The following is a 16383-nucleotide window of genomic DNA, read 5'->3' as shown; positions in this document are numbered from 1 at the left end:
TTCTCCCTACCTTCGTTTTAGTTTAAGTCTTAAAACGACTAAACAAAACGTGGAGTAGGATTCGTCATTTAGCAATCCTGCTCTTCTTTGTTTTGTTTAGTTAGTAACAATTAAGTCCTAAACAAAACGCTATGTGTAAGAAGAGTCTTTTTTTTGCCAAATTATCCTTCGGGCAATCATAATTTCCCCACTCTCGTATTTTTTTCGCTAGACTAAAGTATCTGAGCTAAAAAATACGCTACGTGTATGATTCGTCAATACGATGCCACATGCTCCTTCGAGCGATCATGATATCAAAATCCCTTCCTTCAAGATTTATACTATTATATCATACTTTTAAAAAATGTATGCGGATGGAAACCGACAATAAACGGAGGGAATCTACAAAAAATGTTATGTTTAAATATTTTTGTAGAAAAGCCTAAGTTATTTCGGAGGATTGGACAGTTTATAACGGTTTGTCCAATAAGTAAGAAAAAAGGGTTTTATTCCGTTGTGTTCTTTTCATCACTTTTATCTTTAAAAAACGCATCCCAACTAATTACACTTAAAAAAGTTAAAGTGATAATAACGAAAGCACGCATAATTTTTAAACCTCCTTTTGTACATAGTATATGAATCATTCGATTCAGAATGTGTCATTTTTTTACAAGTCTTAACTATTATGAGAGTATATTAATATAGATAGATGAAGGGGAGAGTGAAGGTATGCTAAAAGACATGTTCAAAAGAAAAGAATTAATATGCATTTCATGTCAGAAAAAAATTCAATATGAAGAAGAGCTTGTTGCTTTTGTAAAGTTGCCGAAAGAAAGAAGTATATTAGTTGGTCCATTCGATGTATGTTTGGCGAAAACAGCACAAGAAATATATTGTAAATCATGTTATGACAAAAAAAGCATGACCCAAAGTTATTGAGGGGCATGCTTTTTTCATTGGTGTGCTTTCCCCTCAGATACATTTTGAGTGAGTCGATACCAAAGCCAAAGGTCATTAATGATGGAAGCAAGATCGGCAATTTCTGAATTTAGTTTACAAGAAACTTCGAAGTCTTCTTCGTTATTTAAATAATGTTGTTTTGTATTAATATAGTGCTCAAGTTCTTTTATACGATCAGGAATTTTCCCGCGAACTTGTTCCCATTTTAGTAAAATAGCATGTTGCATTTTTTCGGGGATTTCTTCCCAGTCTTCTTGTAAATGTGGAATTTCAATTCCTAGATGTTCATCGTATAAGAAATACTTTTCCATAAGTTCACCCCCGTTTTCCTGCTTATATTGTACATAAAAACAGAAAGAAGTTCGACGGAATTGTTTGAAAAAATTTGAAAATGACTCTTGATACATTTTGTGAAAGGTGGTAAAGTGTGAATTATTATAAAATAAAATGAATATTTATTCTTTAGGGGGATGCAAAATGGAGAAGAAAAAAGTTGTATTAGCATATTCCGGAGGTCTTGATACTTCCGTTGCAATTAAATGGTTACAAGAGAAGAATTATGATATTATCGCGCTTTGTTTAGACTTAGGGGAAGGTAAAGACTTAGCATTTGTAAAAGAAAAGGCACTTTCAGTAGGTGCAATTAAATCATATATGATTGATGTTCAAGAAGAATTTGCAAACGAATATGCATTGATGGCGATGCAAGCACACACATTATACGAAGGGAAATACCCTCTTGTCTCTGCATTATCTCGTCCGCTTATTGCGAAGAAATTAGTAGAAATCGCAGAACAAGAAGGCGCAACTGCAGTTGCACACGGATGTACAGGGAAAGGAAATGATCAAGTTCGTTTTGAAGTTTCTATTCAAGCATTAAATCCTTACTTAGAAGTGATTGCACCTGTACGTGAATGGAAGTGGTCACGTGAAGAAGAAATTGCCTATGCAAAAGAAAACGATGTACCAATTCCGATTAATTTAGATAGCCCGTTTTCAATCGATCAAAACTTATGGGGACGCAGCAACGAATGTGGAATTTTAGAAGATCCATGGGCAGCGCCGCCAGAAGATGCATATGAGATGACATTGGCATTAGAAGATACACCGAATAAACCAGAGTTTGTAGAAATCGGATTTGAAGCAGGCGTACCGACTACTTTAAATGGCACTGCATATTCACTTGCAGAATTAATTAAAACGTTAAATGCGCTTGCTGGAAAACACGGCGTTGGACGTATTGATCACGTAGAAAATCGTCTTGTCGGTATTAAATCTCGTGAAGTATACGAATGCCCAGCAGCAATGACGTTAATCACTGCGCATAAAGAGTTGGAAGATTTAACACACGTAAAAGAAGTAGCACATTTTAAACCAGTGATTGAACAGAAAATAACAGAACTTATTTATAATGGTTTATGGTTCTCGCCTTTAAAACAAGCGCTTCATGCATTTTTACAAGAAACGCAAAAGAATGTAACAGGTACAGTGCGTGTGAAATTATTTAAAGGTCATGCGATTGTAGAAGGACGTAAATCTGAATACTCTTTATACGATGAAAAATTAGCAACATATACTGCTCAGGACGAATTTAATCATGATGCAGCAGTTGGATTCATTTCATTATTCGGTTTACCGACGAAAGTATACAGCCAAGTGAATCAAAAGAAGGTGGAAGCGTGAGCAAACTTTGGGGCGGACGTTTTACAGAAGAAGCGGAAGCATGGGTTGAAGAGTTCGGAGCATCCATCTCCTTCGATCAACAATTAGTAAATCAAGATATAAATGGGAGTATGGCACACGTAACGATGCTAGCAAAGCAAGGCATCGTTACGCAAGAAGAAGCAGAGAAAATAAAGATAGGTCTTCAATATTTATTGAAAGAAGCAAAAGAGAATAAGCTACAATTTTCAGTAGAAGCAGAAGATATTCATTTAAACATCGAAAAAATGTTAATTGAACAAATTGGCGAAGTAGGAGGAAAACTTCACACTGGCCGAAGTCGTAATGATCAAGTAGCGACAGATATGCATTTGTATTTAAAAGAAAAGGTAGAACATATTATAAAAGCTACAAAGCAATTGCAAACTGTTCTTGTTCATCAAGCAGAAAATAATATTGAAACCATTATGCCTGGCTATACGCATTTGCAACGTGCTCAGCCGATTTCATTTGCTCATCATATTCTCGCTTACTTTTGGATGTTAGAGCGTGATGTGAATCGTTATGAAGATTCGTTAAAACGTATTAACATTTCGCCATTAGGAGCAGGAGCGTTAGCTGGAACGACATTCCCCATTGACCGAGAGTATAGTGCGGAGCTTCTTGGATTTAATGGAATCTATGAAAATAGTTTAGATGCAGTAAGCGATCGTGATTTCATACTGGAGTTCCTAAGTAACTCCTCTATGCTTATGATGCACTTATCACGCTTTTGCGAAGAACTTATTTTATGGAGTAGCCAAGAGTTTCAATTTATTGAAATGAGCGATCAATATGCAACGGGAAGCAGCATTATGCCGCAAAAGAAAAACCCGGATATGGCGGAACTAATCCGTGGTAAAACAGGCAGAGTATACGGTAATTTATTCAGTTTACTCACAGTAATGAAAGGATTACCGCTCGCTTACAATAAAGACTTACAAGAAGATAAAGAAGGAATGTTTGATACAGTTAAAACAGTAGAAGGATGCCTTCATATTATGGCGGGCATGCTTGAAACGATGACTGTAAACAAAGAAAAAATGGGGCAAGCTGTGACGCAAGATTTCTCCAACGCAACAGAAATTGCTGACTATTTAGCGAACAAAGGACTACCATTCCGTCAGGCTCATGAAATTGTTGGAAAGTTAGTGCTATATTGCACACAAAAAGGAATTTATTTATTAGATGTCTCTCTTGAAACATATAAAGAAATGAGCTCCTTATTTGAAGAAGATTTGTATGAAGTGCTGTCACCATATGCAGCTGTAAAGCGTCGTAACAGTGCTGGCGGGACTGGGTTTGAACAAATCAAAAACGCTTTGGAGAAGGCGAAGGGGTTAACGAAAGAAGTTATTAAGAGTTGAGTTGGGAAGTACGCCAGTCTATTAAAGTCTGGCGTACTTTATTTTTTACTAGCATTTAAGTTAAAATGTAGTAAAAAATAACAATTTAGGGGAAGTCTATGAAAAAAATAGTGTTGATCATTGTACTGTTAATTAGCTTAATTGCAAATGCTAAAGTGTTTCTTTTGGACAAATATATATGTTGGTGAAAAAGAAAAGCGAGAAGAAGCGGTTATCGCAACGATGTGGCATTTACAAGATAAAGGATATAAAGAAAGTGATATTTTATATATAAAACCGGCCTTTTATAGCAAAATGGATTCGTATGGTATGAATGTACAGTTTAAAGATGAACCAAATGAATCATATACATATAGAGTTTTAAAAGATGCGAAAACAAATAAACTAACTGTACACCAAGATAGCAATGAGTCTGGTGGTATGGGCGGGAAACATCAAGAGCTTAAATAAAGAAAGAAAACGACTGATGGCATTCGCCTGCAGTCGTTTTCTTTTAATCATACTTATGTCGATCTTCCGTAATTCGAATATACTCAATATCCATCAAATCACGAAGTAATGCACCATTACTTAGTTCAACGCCGTGCTTCTCTTTAAAATGAGTGCGAATCGTATCTAGCATTTCAATTTCTTTGCCGTTCACATCTAAAATAATGCGTTCAGAATCATCCATATAGCATCCTCCTTTTTTACACATATATATTTTGTCCGTCTATTTCTAAAAAATGTATGTTAACGTAATGTTAGGAAATAAGAAAGGGATGGAAAATGAGACGTATTTATTTTATAGGGCTAATTTTGTACACATTCATTGTATTACATGTTGCATTCCCAAATATCTTTTCATTTGAGGATTTAGAAACAGTACACGTTGCGATATTTATTTTTGCTCTATTTGTAGTAGATTGCTTTATTTCTATATGGCTTTCGAAAAGAAAAGATATACAAGGCAAAAAAGAAATGGAACGGAAAAAGAGACAACGTTCCTTTTGGATGATGACATACTGTTTGTCTTTAGTGCTTACTGCTGCTTTTTTTAGTGAACATATTCCATTAGAAAGAGTAAATATTGGATTTGGAGCATTCGTATTCGCATACTATTTTTTTATGCACTTTCTTCCTTATATGAAAGAAAAGCGAGGAGAAGAGGAAAATCCGCTTGTAGAAGAAGCGAAAGAACAAGAGCATAAGAGAATAGAAGGGGATATAAAGAAACTTGGAGAACAAAAGTGGTATTTAAAATCAAAAATCATATACGTTCTTTGCTTTATTACGCCGCCAATTGGTTATTTGTATGTTTTCTTATTTCGTAAAAAAATGACAGAAGGTGCAAGGCGAACGTACTTAACGGTTGCGACGATTATGATGGCATTATGGTCTTTGAAGTTTCTTCCGCCTTATGTGTTGGCAATTACCGTTGTTGTCGTAGCATGTCTTTTGTTTATAGTGAAGTTTATAAAATGAAAACACGAAGCCTAATATGTAACACTGAATTTAAAATAGTTAAAAATATATAAGATATACTACACGAAGACACATGTTGTTTAACAATGTAGTTTTAAAGTGTAGAAACACTTATCTTGATACGCTTGTTTTTTATCACTACATTCATCAAAGTAACAATAAAGTCGTTTCTGTAATGATTTAAGAAAGGAATAACCTATTTAATAACTACATGCTACTGAATACAGTCTTTCATGTATTGTTATAAGAAGAAAAACAAGAGCCAGTGTTATTAAACTAACAGATAGATTAAAGTAAGAAATGTTATACTATAATTTGTTTAGTAATAATAGGAGGAATAATAATGGTTCAATCAATAGTTCATATCGCATTAGTAGTAAAAGACTACGATGAGGCAATAGAGTTTTATACAAAGAAACTAAATTTTACATTGGTCCAAGATATATATCAGCCAGAGCAAAATAAAAGATGGGTAGTGGTATCTCCTCCTGGTTCAGTCGGCACGACAATACTACTGGCTAGAGCATCTAAACCTGAGCAAGATTCTTTTATCGGTAACCAATCAGGCGGTAGAGTTTTTCTTTTCTTAAATACTGACGATTTTTGGAGAGATTATAATGAAATGATCTCAAGAGGAATAGAATTTGTGAGAGAACCGCAAGAGCAAGAATATGGAACAGTTGCAGTATTCAAAGATTTATACGGGAATTTATGGGATTTGTTACAACTAAAAGATGACCATCCAATCGCTCAAAGAATTAAGTAGAATACAGTTAAAATTTTATTAAATAATCAATTGGAAAATGGGGATTTTGAAGTGTTCTTTGATTTTGTGGAGTGGATTGATATTTTAAAATCCATACAAGAGTAGAGAAAAACAGAGAAGATTTATTCCCATGAATAAAAATAAAGGCATGTCGTGAAAAAAGGAGTGGATTTCCCACCCCTTTTTTAGTTTATTATCATTGTTTAACAATATGTGTTTATTGTTCATTCGAGCCTCGAACTTAATTTTCCTTATCCTTCGGTAAAATATGTGGACTTGGTGTTTTATCTATAAATTAAAGCTCACCTTGCTCTTCATCACCACGAACAACAAGGACATCGCATTTCGCATAGCGAATAATATGTTCAGAGACGCTACCAATTAGGAAACGCTCAACAGCATTTAAACCAGTCGCACCACACATAATTAAATCTACTTTATGGTTTGGAGCGATTTCTTTTGAAATTTTTGATTTAGGATTACCGAATTCTAATACAGTTTCAATTTTTTCAAGACCAGCTTCAAGCGCAGTTTTTTTGTAGTCTTCTAATAGGTCTTCTGCAAATAGATTTGCACGTTCCGCAATTGCACGGCTATAAGCTTCTACTGCTGAGTATGCTTTTACATCAACGATATGAGCAATTGTTAATGTTGCATTGTTGCGCTTTGCGACTTGAATTGCTTTTTTAAAGGCTTTTTCTGCTTCTTTAGAACCATCCACCGCGATTAAAATATTTGTATATGTATTATTCATAGTAAATTCCTCCCAATCTGTTTTATAACTGTTTACAACTTAATTATAAAACAAATTTTGGTAACGTGCTTGCCAGAAACGTTACAGAATTTTGAAAACTCTGTTTCAATTCATTTTAGTTGTAATTGGAGCGAGAACTTGTTACATATGAAGTATAGCAATTTAAAAGGGGGCAGTTTTGTGAGACATGCGCTCATTACAGCCGGTACGAAAGGTTTAGGAAAGCAAGTAACAGAAAAGTTATTGGCTAAAGGCTATTCAGTAACAGTAACGTACCATAGCGATATCACGGCTATGGAAACGATGAAAGAAACATATAAAGATGTGGAAGAGCGTCTACAATTCGTGCAAGCGGATGTCACGAAAAAGGAAGATTTACATAAAATAGTAGAAGAAGCGATGAGCCGTTTTGGCAAAATTGACTTTTTAATTAATAATGCTGGTCCATATGTATTTGAACGAAAAAAGTTAGTTGATTATGAAGAAGATGAATGGAATGAAATGATTCAGGGAAATTTAACAGCGGTATTTCATTTATTAAAACTTGTCGTTCCGGTCATGAGAAAACAGAACTTTGGCCGTATTATTAATTACGGATTTCAAGGGGCGGATAGTGCACCGGGATGGATTTATCGTTCAGCTTTTGCCGCAGCGAAAGTAGGACTTGTTTCATTAACGAAAACAGTTGCTTATGAAGAAGCGGAGTATGGTATCACTGCGAACATGGTATGTCCTGGTGATATTATTGGCGATATGAAAGAGGCAACTATTCAAGAAGCACGTCAGCTGAAAGAGCATAACACACCGATTGGTAGATCTGGAACAGGTGAAGATATTGCAAGAACCATTTCGTTTTTATGTGAGGACGATTCCGATATGATTACCGGTACAATTATTGAAGTGACTGGTGCAGTGGATGTTATTCATAGACATCGATAGAATAAAATAAGATGAAGTTTCGAATAATTGGACAGTTTATCCATTGTGCTGAGAGGTGCGGATAATACTGTCCTTTAATATAAAATTAAATCTATCGGAAAACTCGTGTTATTTTTTTGTCAAATATTGAGATATTATGTTAAAATATAAGAGCGTAGAAAGCGCTTTAAAAAATGATTCAGGGGTCATTTCATAACTCAAGGGGGAACTAATCATGCGTATCGGTATTCCAACAGAAATTAAAAACAATGAAAACCGTGTGGCAATGACGCCAGCGGGAGCAGTACATTTAGTACAAAATGGTCACGAAGTTTTTGTTCAAAAAGGAGCAGGTTTAGGATCTGGCTTTACAGATGAAGAATACGTACAAGCTGGTGCGAAACTTGTAGAAACTGCTGAAGAAGCATGGAATCAAGATATGGTTATGAAGGTAAAAGAGCCAGTAGCAAGTGAATACGGCTATTTCCGTGAAGGCTTAATCTTATTCACATACTTACACTTAGCTCCAGAACCAGAATTAACGAAAGCATTAATCGATAACAAAGTTGCATCAATCGCATACGAAACAGTACAATTAGACAATCGTTCTTTACCATTACTTGCACCTATGAGTGAAGTGGCTGGTCGTATGTCTGCACAAATCGGTGCACAATTCCTTGAGAAAAACAAAGGCGGTAAAGGTATTTTACTTGCAGGCGTTCCAGGGGTAAAACGCGGCAAAGTAACAATCATTGGCGGTGGTCAAGCTGGTACAAACGCAGCTAAGATTGCAGTAGGTTTAGGTGCAGATGTAACAATCATTGACTTAAGTGCAGAACGTCTTCGTCAATTAGATGATATTTTCGGTAACCAAGTAAAAACATTAATGTCTAATCCATACAACATTGCAGAAGCTGTTAAAGAATCTGACCTTGTTATTGGAGCAGTATTAATTCCGGGTGCAAAAGCGCCAAAACTTGTAACTGAAGAAATGATTCAATCAATGGAACCAGGTTCTGTCGTTGTAGATATCGCGATTGACCAAGGTGGTATTTTCGAAACAACTGATCGTATTACAACTCATGACAACCCAACTTACGAAAAACATGGCGTTGTTCATTATGCAGTTGCTAATATGCCAGGTGCAGTTCCACGTACGTCAACTCTTGCGTTAACAAACGTAACAGTACCATATGCAGTACAAATTGCTAACAAGGGCTACAAAGAAGCTTGCTTAGGCAACACTGCATTATTAAAAGGTATTAACACATTAGATGGTTATGTAACATTCGAAGCAGTTGCGGAAGCTCACGGCTTACAATACGCTGATGCAAAAGAGCTTCTTGAAAAAGCTCCTGCTTTATCATAATAGAAATACATTTGAGACCTTCCTTTTCGTGAGGAGGGTCTTTTTTATATGGAGAAATAACATGTGAATAATTGTTATTTATTGGTGTAAATCGATTTTTATTATGATAATTTAGAATTATATAATAAAAAGAGGGGATTCGATGGGGAGCAAAAAGAGGAAGGAAAAACAGGCAAAGAGACAAAGGTATATAAAGAACAAAAAGGAACAGAACATACCTTTTTCACAAAAAGTAGTCATTACGATAGAGAAAACATTTCGGTATATTTGTATGGCTCTGTATGTAATTTTGTGTATGTATTCATTTGGAGTGTTTTACAGTTTTGGGATAACTCCCAATATTATTGAGAGCATTCTAGAATTTATACTTGTTGTAATAGAATTAGCCTTATTCGTTATACTCTTTGCTACAGTATGGCCTAGTCATGAAAGTAAAAAAGATAGAAAAAGAAGCAAAAAATCTTCATACGCTTCAAGTTCATCAAGTGGATTCGGTGACTACAGTAGCAATGACTGTAGTAGCTCAAGTGATGGTGGAGGAGATTGCGGAGGTGGTGGAGATTAAGTTAGTTTTTTAGAAGAACGACTAATGAAAGGATGGGACGAAAGATGGAGACTGTGAACTTAATAGAATTAACAAAGGATATTAAAGATCAACATAAAAACTTCGTCGTTTCAAATATAAACAGTCATTGCTTACGAATCGCTGTATTTACTGGTGAATATGATTGGCACTATCATTCTAATTCGGATGAATTATTTATTGTGTTAGAGGGAGAATTACTTATTGATTTTGAAGATGGAGAAACAGCGGTTTTAAAGCCAAATGATTCAATCTTAATTCCAGCATGTAAGATTCATAGAACGAGAGCATTAAAGAGAACTGTAAATCTTTGTTTTGAACATATAGAGGCGGATACGATTAAAGTGGAGCAATTATGAAAAAATTATCCGTAGCCGAGTATAGAAAAATCCTTCCGATTTTAGAAAGTCATACAAAAACGACGACGTTTGCTTATGCGGTATGTGATCAAGTGATAGATGGTGAGGTTTTTGCAAACGAGAAATTAACAGCAGGATTAATTATTACAGCTAACGGTATCTATTATTTATTTGGTGATACTGATGATCAAAATTATAACGAAGAGTTATTTTCATATTTAAAAACAGCTATTGAAAAAACAGAGAAGAGATTTACACTCTTTACTTCAAGTGAAGAGTGGGAAATGATGTTAGAAGAGCGTTTTAGTAATACACTTCGGAACATCCCGCGAATGAAATTTCAAAGAGTAACCTTTGAGGAGAGAAAACGAGATTTTAACAAAAATACATATGAAGTGAAGCGTATTGATAGAAGAGATATAGAGCGAAGCAGTGAATTTAAAGAGGAGTACTACAAAGAATATTGGGGATCAAAAGAAACGTTTTTGAACGGTGGTTTTGGATTTTGTATAGAACAAGATGGGATAATTGTAGCTGAATGTGTCTCGATATTTAGCGGGAATGGTTATGCTGAAATAGATATTGCAACACATGAAGCGCATCAAGGGAAAGGATTAGCTCAAGCTGTTGCAACACGGTTCATTGAACATTGCATGCAAAATGATATTATACCGAGCTGGGATTGTTATGTAGACAATATTCCTTCGCGAAAATTAGCTAGTAAATTAAGTTTTTATCATCCAATAGAATACAGTTTGTTTGTACGTAAGAAAACGGGGGAAGAAAAATGAATGTAGAATTAACGAGATTTAAAGTTAAGCCTGGTAAGAGTCATCGAGTAAATGAATGGATGCAGCTTCTGAATGACAATATGAAAGAAGTACTTTTGACATTAAACGACGAAAAGATGTACGTTGAGACAATTTTCCGGGAAATAAGAGATGGAGAAGAGTACTTATATTGGTATTCTGTGCAAGGAGAAGGTGGGGCTCTTGTCGAAAATTCTCATTATGAAATTGATAAAAAGCACTTGGAATTTTGGTATGAGTGTATTGATGAAGAAGCACCCTCTGTTGATATGAAAACAGAAGTCGTTATGATTCAAGATGTTGTGAAGGACGCGATGAAATAATAGATTGGTATTTTATAACCGTAAAAGGGTCATCTTTTTGGTTGGAATATATATTATTGGAGATGCTGTAGGATGAGAATTAGTAATAAATATATCACTCTCGATGAAATAGAAGTAATAAGAGAACCTTTAAATAAATTGCATGAATATCATAATAATACATCAAGGCATTTTTCTGGTGACTATCCAAGAATGACATTTGAGGAACGTATTGAAATTTATAAACAAAATTCAAAGTATGGAGAGTATAGAATTGAATTATTAGTTGAGGCGGAAACAGATAATATATTAGGATGTTGTATAGCGTATAGCAAAAGTGTAAACGGAAAGATTGAAGTTTTATTCGTTGATGAAAGATACCGAAGAAACGGATTTGGTTTGAAATTAATGAATAGTGCAGTGGAATGGTTTAAAGCGAAGAAGATAGATGAAATTGAATTAACAGTAGTGTACGGAAATGAAGCTGTATCGTTTTATGAAAAGCTGGGGTTTTATCCTCGTTCAATTATTATGGAAACTAAGTCATAACGATAGTATGGAGAGAGATGAGTGAGAGTTTTTGTTTCAAAAAAGTGATTTATATGTTAATAAAATATATGTGAAGGGCGCATCAAAATAGATGTGCTTTTTATTATGATAAAAATGTAGAAAAGCTGTATTTGGATATCTTTAAGTGAAAATAAAAGGGATATTAAGAATCTTTTAGGACAAACTATAAAGAAATAAAAAACACCAAACCAAAAGACTTACCAATATACGGTATAGTCGTAACAGGAAAAACAGAGGATTTACAAAGTTTACAAGGGTCACCGTATATTAAGGCTGCTGTAAGAGGTGTAACAGTTGAGAAATATTGATTACAAGCGATTAATGTGAATAATCAGAAAATTTATGTTATAATATGGGAAAAGGAGGTTTATATGAGGCAAATACATGGAGCAATTTATATTTACATAACAATGTTTTTCGTGGCGGTATCCTATGGATTGGGGCACGTGTATTCGCATCCTATACTAACTTTTTTAAGCGGAGCATGTATGGCGTTTGCGCTTCTTGTCCACCTTTTCTCAGTTTGGATCGTGAAATTTCAATTAAATATTAGTGAAATAGAAGAAGGCACTTTTTGAGTGGCCTTCTTTTTTTAATAATATTTTGGAAGTTCTTGTAGCAATTTTTCAATTTCGCATTCTGTTTCTTCACATATAGAAAGCTTGCGCAGTCTGAAAAATAAGCTGCGTAAGAAAGATTTTATATTTCCGTATAGAAACTCGTATGATTCAATATGTAATGTTTGTTTTTGAACGGGTAATTGAGCTACTAAATCACGAAGGGCTAATATGAGTGCTTCTTCCTTTAAGCCATTTTGTAGCATTGCGACAATCGGATAAACGATACGTTCATCTTCTTCATATTTGTAATAGATGGAATGAACACAAACTTTGTTTAATAAAGTTTGTAATATTTCTTGGTAATATAAAGTTTCCAGTTTAGGACTATTCACAAGCGCCTCAAATGTATCAGAAGCATGAGCGATACTATGTGCCCAGCCGTGTTTTTGCACATATCCCCGGAAATCATGTTCGTTGTTCATATATAGAATTAGTTGATCTTTTACATTTGAAATATCAGTCTGTGATAAGAAATTATGATTTGTATCAGCATCAATAATGAGGGCAATTAATAATGTTGTAAATGCTCGGGTAAATACCGCATCTTCATCATCTGAATGAATCTTATACAATAAATATTTTTCACCGATGCTTTCTAATAATAGTTTCTGTAATTGTGTGTGTGAAAGATATTCCTTCTTGATGAGATGAAAAAAAGTAGAGTAGATGAGTTTGTCCCTTAAATAGCTATCAGTATCGCCAATTTGCTCAAGCATATTGGAACTTAAAGAATCAATGTTAAGTGTGTTATCCAGTATGTAATTATTATTACGAATTTCTTCTAACTGTTGTTGTAACATATAAACCTCTATTTTAGAAAATTCTGTATTTTAATAGTATAATAGAAGGAAGAAATAGACAATAAATAAGTGCATTTGAATGGAGGGGCATGATGAAGAGAGCGTTATTCTTTTTCATTAGTATTTTCTTTTTAGGAAGCTGCTCGATTTGGTATTTTACTTTTTCTAGCGAGAGCAAAAGTTGGACTGGACAATATAAAGGGCATATTAAGGATGACAGTGAAGATGGAATGTTTACGTTTCAATATAAGGGCGGGGATGGAAAGACAGAATTTAAAAACTTAGAGATTGCTATTAATGGAGCCTTTAGTACAATGACACAAACGTCAGAAGTTCATAGAGGAGCAAAGGTTGAAATGAAGTCTTCTTGTGTAAGTTGCGCGCCTATCTCTAAAGATGAACCTATAGAAGTTGTGATTAAATGGGATGATAAGTATGAGGAGAAGATGGTGTTAAATTTGAAATAGCCTAGAGTAAGGAGTTAAAAATGAATAGGCATATGAAAATTGTTATGTTTTTAAGTGTATTTCTAGTCGTATTATCAGCGTGTGATACAAAACAAGTAACGGTAAAAGAAGTACCTAAAGAAGGGTATATCATATTAAGAAATGACACGATGTTTTTTGCCGATGATAAAACGGTTGAAACAAAAGTAGAGTTGCAACATTATATAGAACAACAAATGAATAAAGAGCATCCAGCACATATAGTCTTGAGCTTTAAGGACAAAGACGCATATAAACAGTTAAAAACAGGGGATAAAATAAAAGTATGGTTTTCTCAAATACTTGAAAGTTATCCAGCAAAAATGATTGTAGAGAAATTTGAAATAATAGGGAAATAGAAAAAGGCAGCACTCCCGCTGCCTTTTTCTATTATTTTACAAATTGTAACTCTTTCGGGAATTTCGTTAAAATTTCTGATCCGTCTTTTGTGATGTAAATATCATCTTCAATACGAACGCCACCTACGTTTGGTACGTAAATACCAGGTTCGATTGTGAAGACCATACCTTCTTTTAATGGAGACTCGTTACCAGCTTTTACATCTGGATATTCGTGTACGCTAATTCCAAGTCCATGACCAAGTCGGTGTGGGAAGAAGTCTCCGTAACCTGCATCTGCGATAACAGAACGAGCAGCGTTGTCGATTGCGCCAAGTGTAACACCTGGTTTACATGCTTCAACTGCTTGTAGTTGTCCAGCAAGTACAGTGTTGTAAATACGAGTTTGTTCTTCAGAAATCTCGCCGAATGCCACTGTACGTGTAATATCAGAGCAATAACCGTCAATGATTACGCCTAAATCAAATAGTACGAAATCACCGCGTTTCATTTTGTTTGCGCCAGGAATACCGTGTGGAAGAGCTGAGTTCGCACCTGCTAATACCATCGTATCAAATGACATTTTATGTATGCCTTTTGTTTTTAATTCGTGTTCAATAATTGCTAATACTTCTAGTTCACTACGATCTTCTTTAATTGCATTTACACCAACTTCAACAGCATAGTCCGCCATTTTAGCTGCTTCGCGTAAAATAGAAAGTTCTTTTTCATCTTTAATTAAACGAAGTTCGCGAACTTTCTCCTCAGCTGATTTGAAAGCTGCATTTGGGAATAATTTCGTTAATTCTTCGTAGCGCTCTACGTTTAAATGTTCTTTTTCAATTGCAACTGCATTTGCATTGATGCCGCGGTCTTTAATTGCTTTTGCAATCATATCCCATGGTCTGTCAGTATCAGTAAATCCGATAATTTCATGTGCCCAGCCAGCGTTACGTGCTTGACCTTCTTCCATTTTAGGGCAAATTAAAATAGGTTCTTTTTCTTGGAATACAAACATACCAAGTAATCTTTCGTGTGGGTCACAGTGGAAGTTTGTCATGTAGAAGACGTTTGGTGTAGAAGTTAAGAACGCAGCTTCTACGTTTTTTTCTTTTAGCCATTGCATTAAATTTTCTAATCTAGCATTCATCGATTGGCACCCCCGAGATATTTAATTACAAATATAACTTTAACTCGGAAGAAAGCGTTATGACAAGTAAATAGATGTTAGAAAAGACAGGGAATTGAAAAATCATGTAGAATACAAAGTGAGAATGTGAACAGGGGAGGAATGTAATAATGAAAGTATCTTATCATGGACATTCAGTTGTGAAAATTGAGGCGAATGGAAAAGTTATTTTAATTGACCCGTTTTTAACAGGTAATCCGAAAACAGATTTAAAAACTGAAGATGTAAAAGTGGATGCAATTCTTTTATCGCATGGACACGGTGATCATGTTGGAGATACAGTAGAACTTGCGAAGAAAAATAATGCAGTTGTTGTAGCGCCATTTGAACTAGCAACATTTTTAAGTTGGCAAGGTGTAAATACACACCCGATGCATATTGGTGGTTCACATGAATTTGACTTCGGAAAAGTGAAGTTTACACAAGCATTCCACGGCTCTAGTTATATTGATGAAGAAAATAAGACGATTACATATACAGGTATGCCAGCAGGTATTTTATTTACAGCAGAAGAGAAAACTGTATACCACGCAGGAGATACTGCACTATTCTCTGATATGAAGTTAATTGGGGAATTAAATAAAGTTGATCTAGCATTTTTACCAATTGGTGATAATTTCACAATGGGGCCAGAAGATGCTGTACTAGCGGCAAAATGGATTAATGCGAAAACTGTTGTACCGATGCATTACAATACGTTCCCAGTTATTGAACAAGATCCATATCAATTTGTAGAAAAGCTACAAAATTGTACAGGGAAAGTATTAGAAGCTGGAGAAAGTATTACACTATAGAAAAGAAACCCTTCATTTGAAAAGAAAAGTGAAGGGTTTTTTACGTGTGTAGGACAGCTTTTAATGCTTGTATTTGTTTTGGTGATTCTTCTCTTTTGGTACGTGGTTGTTTAGGTGTTTCATTCAATTCCATTGCAACTTTTTTCCCATCTACGAAAGCTAAAAATACAGCACCTACAACCTCTAAAAGTTTTTTCATCATGTGTTCGCTCCTTTGTTTTATTTCTTGTCTTAATTGTATAGGCAATTAAGTGGG

General features: G+C 34.8%; 23 protein-coding genes and 1 pseudogene. 18 read left to right on the top strand and 6 right to left on the bottom strand.

Going from position 1 to position 16383, the window contains the following annotated elements:
• Positions 1-708: 708 nt before the first annotated feature.
• Positions 709-918 carry a hypothetical protein gene (locus ACTL4X_RS23395; RefSeq protein WP_000910274.1) on the top strand — a complete coding sequence of 70 codons (210 nt, stop codon included), beginning with the start codon at positions 709-711 and terminating at the stop codon, positions 916-918.
• Positions 919-932: 14 nt separating this feature from the next.
• On the opposite strand, the gene ACTL4X_RS23390 is transcribed toward ACTL4X_RS23395, so the two are convergent.
• Positions 933-1250: a hypothetical protein gene (locus ACTL4X_RS23390; protein ID WP_000417218.1), complete on the bottom strand. Its 318-nt coding sequence runs from the start codon at positions 1248-1250 to the stop codon at positions 933-935.
• Positions 1251-1416: 166 nt separating this feature from the next.
• Here ACTL4X_RS23390 and ACTL4X_RS23385 point away from each other — a divergent pair, with 166 nt between their 5' ends.
• From ACTL4X_RS23385 to ACTL4X_RS23375, 3 genes are all read left to right on the top strand, one after another.
• Complete coding sequence (locus tag ACTL4X_RS23385; RefSeq protein WP_000412315.1) at positions 1417-2622, top strand: argininosuccinate synthase; 1206 nt, start codon at positions 1417-1419, stop codon at positions 2620-2622.
• Positions 2619-4007: an argininosuccinate lyase gene (gene argH, locus ACTL4X_RS23380; RefSeq protein WP_000041295.1), complete on the top strand. Its 1389-nt coding sequence runs from the start codon at positions 2619-2621 to the stop codon at positions 4005-4007. Before ACTL4X_RS23385 ends, argH begins: the two co-directional genes overlap by 4 nt.
• Positions 4008-4181: 174 nt before the next feature.
• The gene (locus ACTL4X_RS23375) at positions 4182-4457 is read left to right on the top strand and encodes a DUF3139 domain-containing protein (protein ID WP_002026405.1); all 276 of its coding nucleotides are present in this window, start codon (positions 4182-4184) and stop codon (positions 4455-4457) included.
• A gap of 43 nt (positions 4458-4500) precedes the next feature.
• Here the strand turns inward: ACTL4X_RS23375 and ACTL4X_RS23370 are convergent, their stop codons facing one another.
• Complete coding sequence (locus ACTL4X_RS23370) at positions 4501-4680, bottom strand: hypothetical protein (protein WP_000342760.1); 180 nt, start codon at positions 4678-4680, stop codon at positions 4501-4503.
• Between the two features lie 95 nt (positions 4681-4775).
• Here ACTL4X_RS23370 and ACTL4X_RS23365 point away from each other — a divergent pair, with 95 nt between their 5' ends.
• Both ACTL4X_RS23365 and ACTL4X_RS23360 read left to right on the top strand, forming a co-directional pair.
• A complete protein-coding gene (locus ACTL4X_RS23365) occupies positions 4776-5471 on the top strand; it encodes a hypothetical protein (RefSeq protein WP_441394956.1) in 696 nt (231 codons plus the stop codon).
• Positions 5472-5814: 343 nt separating this feature from the next.
• On the top strand, positions 5815-6237 hold the full coding sequence (locus ACTL4X_RS23360) for a VOC family protein (protein WP_000250791.1): 423 nt from the start codon (positions 5815-5817) through the stop codon (positions 6235-6237).
• A gap of 295 nt (positions 6238-6532) precedes the next feature.
• Here the strand turns inward: ACTL4X_RS23360 and ACTL4X_RS23355 are convergent, their stop codons facing one another.
• Entirely contained in the window at positions 6533-6991 is a 459-nt protein-coding gene (locus tag ACTL4X_RS23355) for a universal stress protein (protein WP_001066673.1), read from the bottom strand.
• Between the two features lie 147 nt (positions 6992-7138).
• Between ACTL4X_RS23355 and ACTL4X_RS23350 the strand changes: the two genes are divergently transcribed.
• From ACTL4X_RS23350 to ACTL4X_RS23310, 9 genes and pseudogenes are all read left to right on the top strand, one after another.
• On the top strand, positions 7139-7930 hold the full coding sequence (locus ACTL4X_RS23350) for an SDR family oxidoreductase (RefSeq protein WP_002024902.1): 792 nt from the start codon (positions 7139-7141) through the stop codon (positions 7928-7930).
• A gap of 214 nt (positions 7931-8144) precedes the next feature.
• A complete protein-coding gene (gene ald / locus ACTL4X_RS23345) occupies positions 8145-9278 on the top strand; it encodes an alanine dehydrogenase (RefSeq protein ID WP_001219403.1) in 1134 nt (377 codons plus the stop codon).
• Between the two features lie 142 nt (positions 9279-9420).
• Entirely contained in the window at positions 9421-9843 is a 423-nt protein-coding gene (locus ACTL4X_RS23340; RefSeq protein WP_086402152.1) for a hypothetical protein, read from the top strand.
• A gap of 44 nt (positions 9844-9887) precedes the next feature.
• Positions 9888-10220, top strand: coding sequence for a cupin domain-containing protein (locus ACTL4X_RS23335; RefSeq protein ID WP_000450925.1), 333 nt, complete (start codon positions 9888-9890; stop codon positions 10218-10220).
• Positions 10217-11011: a GNAT family N-acetyltransferase gene (locus ACTL4X_RS23330; RefSeq protein WP_086402151.1), complete on the top strand. Its 795-nt coding sequence runs from the start codon at positions 10217-10219 to the stop codon at positions 11009-11011. Before ACTL4X_RS23335 ends, ACTL4X_RS23330 begins: the two co-directional genes overlap by 4 nt.
• Positions 11008-11352: a DUF6176 family protein gene (locus tag ACTL4X_RS23325; RefSeq protein ID WP_001100217.1), complete on the top strand. Its 345-nt coding sequence runs from the start codon at positions 11008-11010 to the stop codon at positions 11350-11352. The genes ACTL4X_RS23330 and ACTL4X_RS23325 overlap by 4 nt, the downstream gene beginning before the upstream one ends.
• Before the next feature lie 72 nt (positions 11353-11424).
• On the top strand, positions 11425-11880 hold the full coding sequence (locus ACTL4X_RS23320) for a GNAT family N-acetyltransferase (RefSeq protein WP_001222930.1): 456 nt from the start codon (positions 11425-11427) through the stop codon (positions 11878-11880).
• Between the two features lie 138 nt (positions 11881-12018).
• A pseudogene (locus ACTL4X_RS23315) lies at positions 12019-12209 on the top strand (anti sigma factor C-terminal domain-containing protein); the annotation flags it as partial.
• Positions 12210-12272: 63 nt separating this feature from the next.
• Positions 12273-12479 (top strand): hypothetical protein, encoded by a 207-nt coding sequence (locus ACTL4X_RS23310; protein ID WP_001248908.1) that lies wholly within the window; start codon positions 12273-12275, stop codon positions 12477-12479.
• A 14-nt stretch (positions 12480-12493) separates the two neighbouring features.
• On the opposite strand, the gene ACTL4X_RS23305 is transcribed toward ACTL4X_RS23310, so the two are convergent.
• Positions 12494-13321 (bottom strand): DUF2785 domain-containing protein, encoded by an 828-nt coding sequence (locus ACTL4X_RS23305; protein WP_086402150.1) that lies wholly within the window; start codon positions 13319-13321, stop codon positions 12494-12496.
• Positions 13322-13413: 92 nt separating this feature from the next.
• On the opposite strand from ACTL4X_RS23305, the gene ACTL4X_RS23300 reads away from it, so the two are divergent.
• The gene (locus ACTL4X_RS23300; RefSeq protein ID WP_000816717.1) at positions 13414-13788 is read left to right on the top strand and encodes a hypothetical protein; all 375 of its coding nucleotides are present in this window, start codon (positions 13414-13416) and stop codon (positions 13786-13788) included.
• A 20-nt stretch (positions 13789-13808) separates the two neighbouring features.
• Entirely contained in the window at positions 13809-14165 is a 357-nt protein-coding gene (locus ACTL4X_RS23295) for a DUF3221 domain-containing protein (RefSeq protein ID WP_086402149.1), read from the top strand.
• Positions 14166-14196: 31 nt separating this feature from the next.
• Here ACTL4X_RS23295 and pepQ read toward each other — a convergent pair whose 3' ends face one another.
• Entirely contained in the window at positions 14197-15294 is a 1098-nt protein-coding gene (gene pepQ, locus ACTL4X_RS23290; RefSeq protein ID WP_086402148.1) for a Xaa-Pro dipeptidase, read from the bottom strand.
• A gap of 149 nt (positions 15295-15443) precedes the next feature.
• On the opposite strand from pepQ, the gene ACTL4X_RS23285 reads away from it, so the two are divergent.
• Complete coding sequence (locus tag ACTL4X_RS23285; protein ID WP_000868927.1) at positions 15444-16127, top strand: metal-dependent hydrolase; 684 nt, start codon at positions 15444-15446, stop codon at positions 16125-16127.
• 40 nt (positions 16128-16167) lie between these two features.
• On the opposite strand, the gene ACTL4X_RS23280 is transcribed toward ACTL4X_RS23285, so the two are convergent.
• Complete coding sequence (locus ACTL4X_RS23280) at positions 16168-16329, bottom strand: hypothetical protein (protein ID WP_086402147.1); 162 nt, start codon at positions 16327-16329, stop codon at positions 16168-16170.
• Positions 16330-16383 lie beyond the last annotated feature (54 nt).

The sequence above is a fragment of the Bacillus sp. RE35 genome (assembly GCF_052146655.1).
Classification (GTDB): Bacteria; Bacillota; Bacilli; order Bacillales; family Bacillaceae_G; genus Bacillus_A; species Bacillus_A cereus.
The sequence above is the reverse complement of the archived record's forward strand: the minus strand, read 5'-3'. Positions and strand labels throughout refer to the sequence as shown.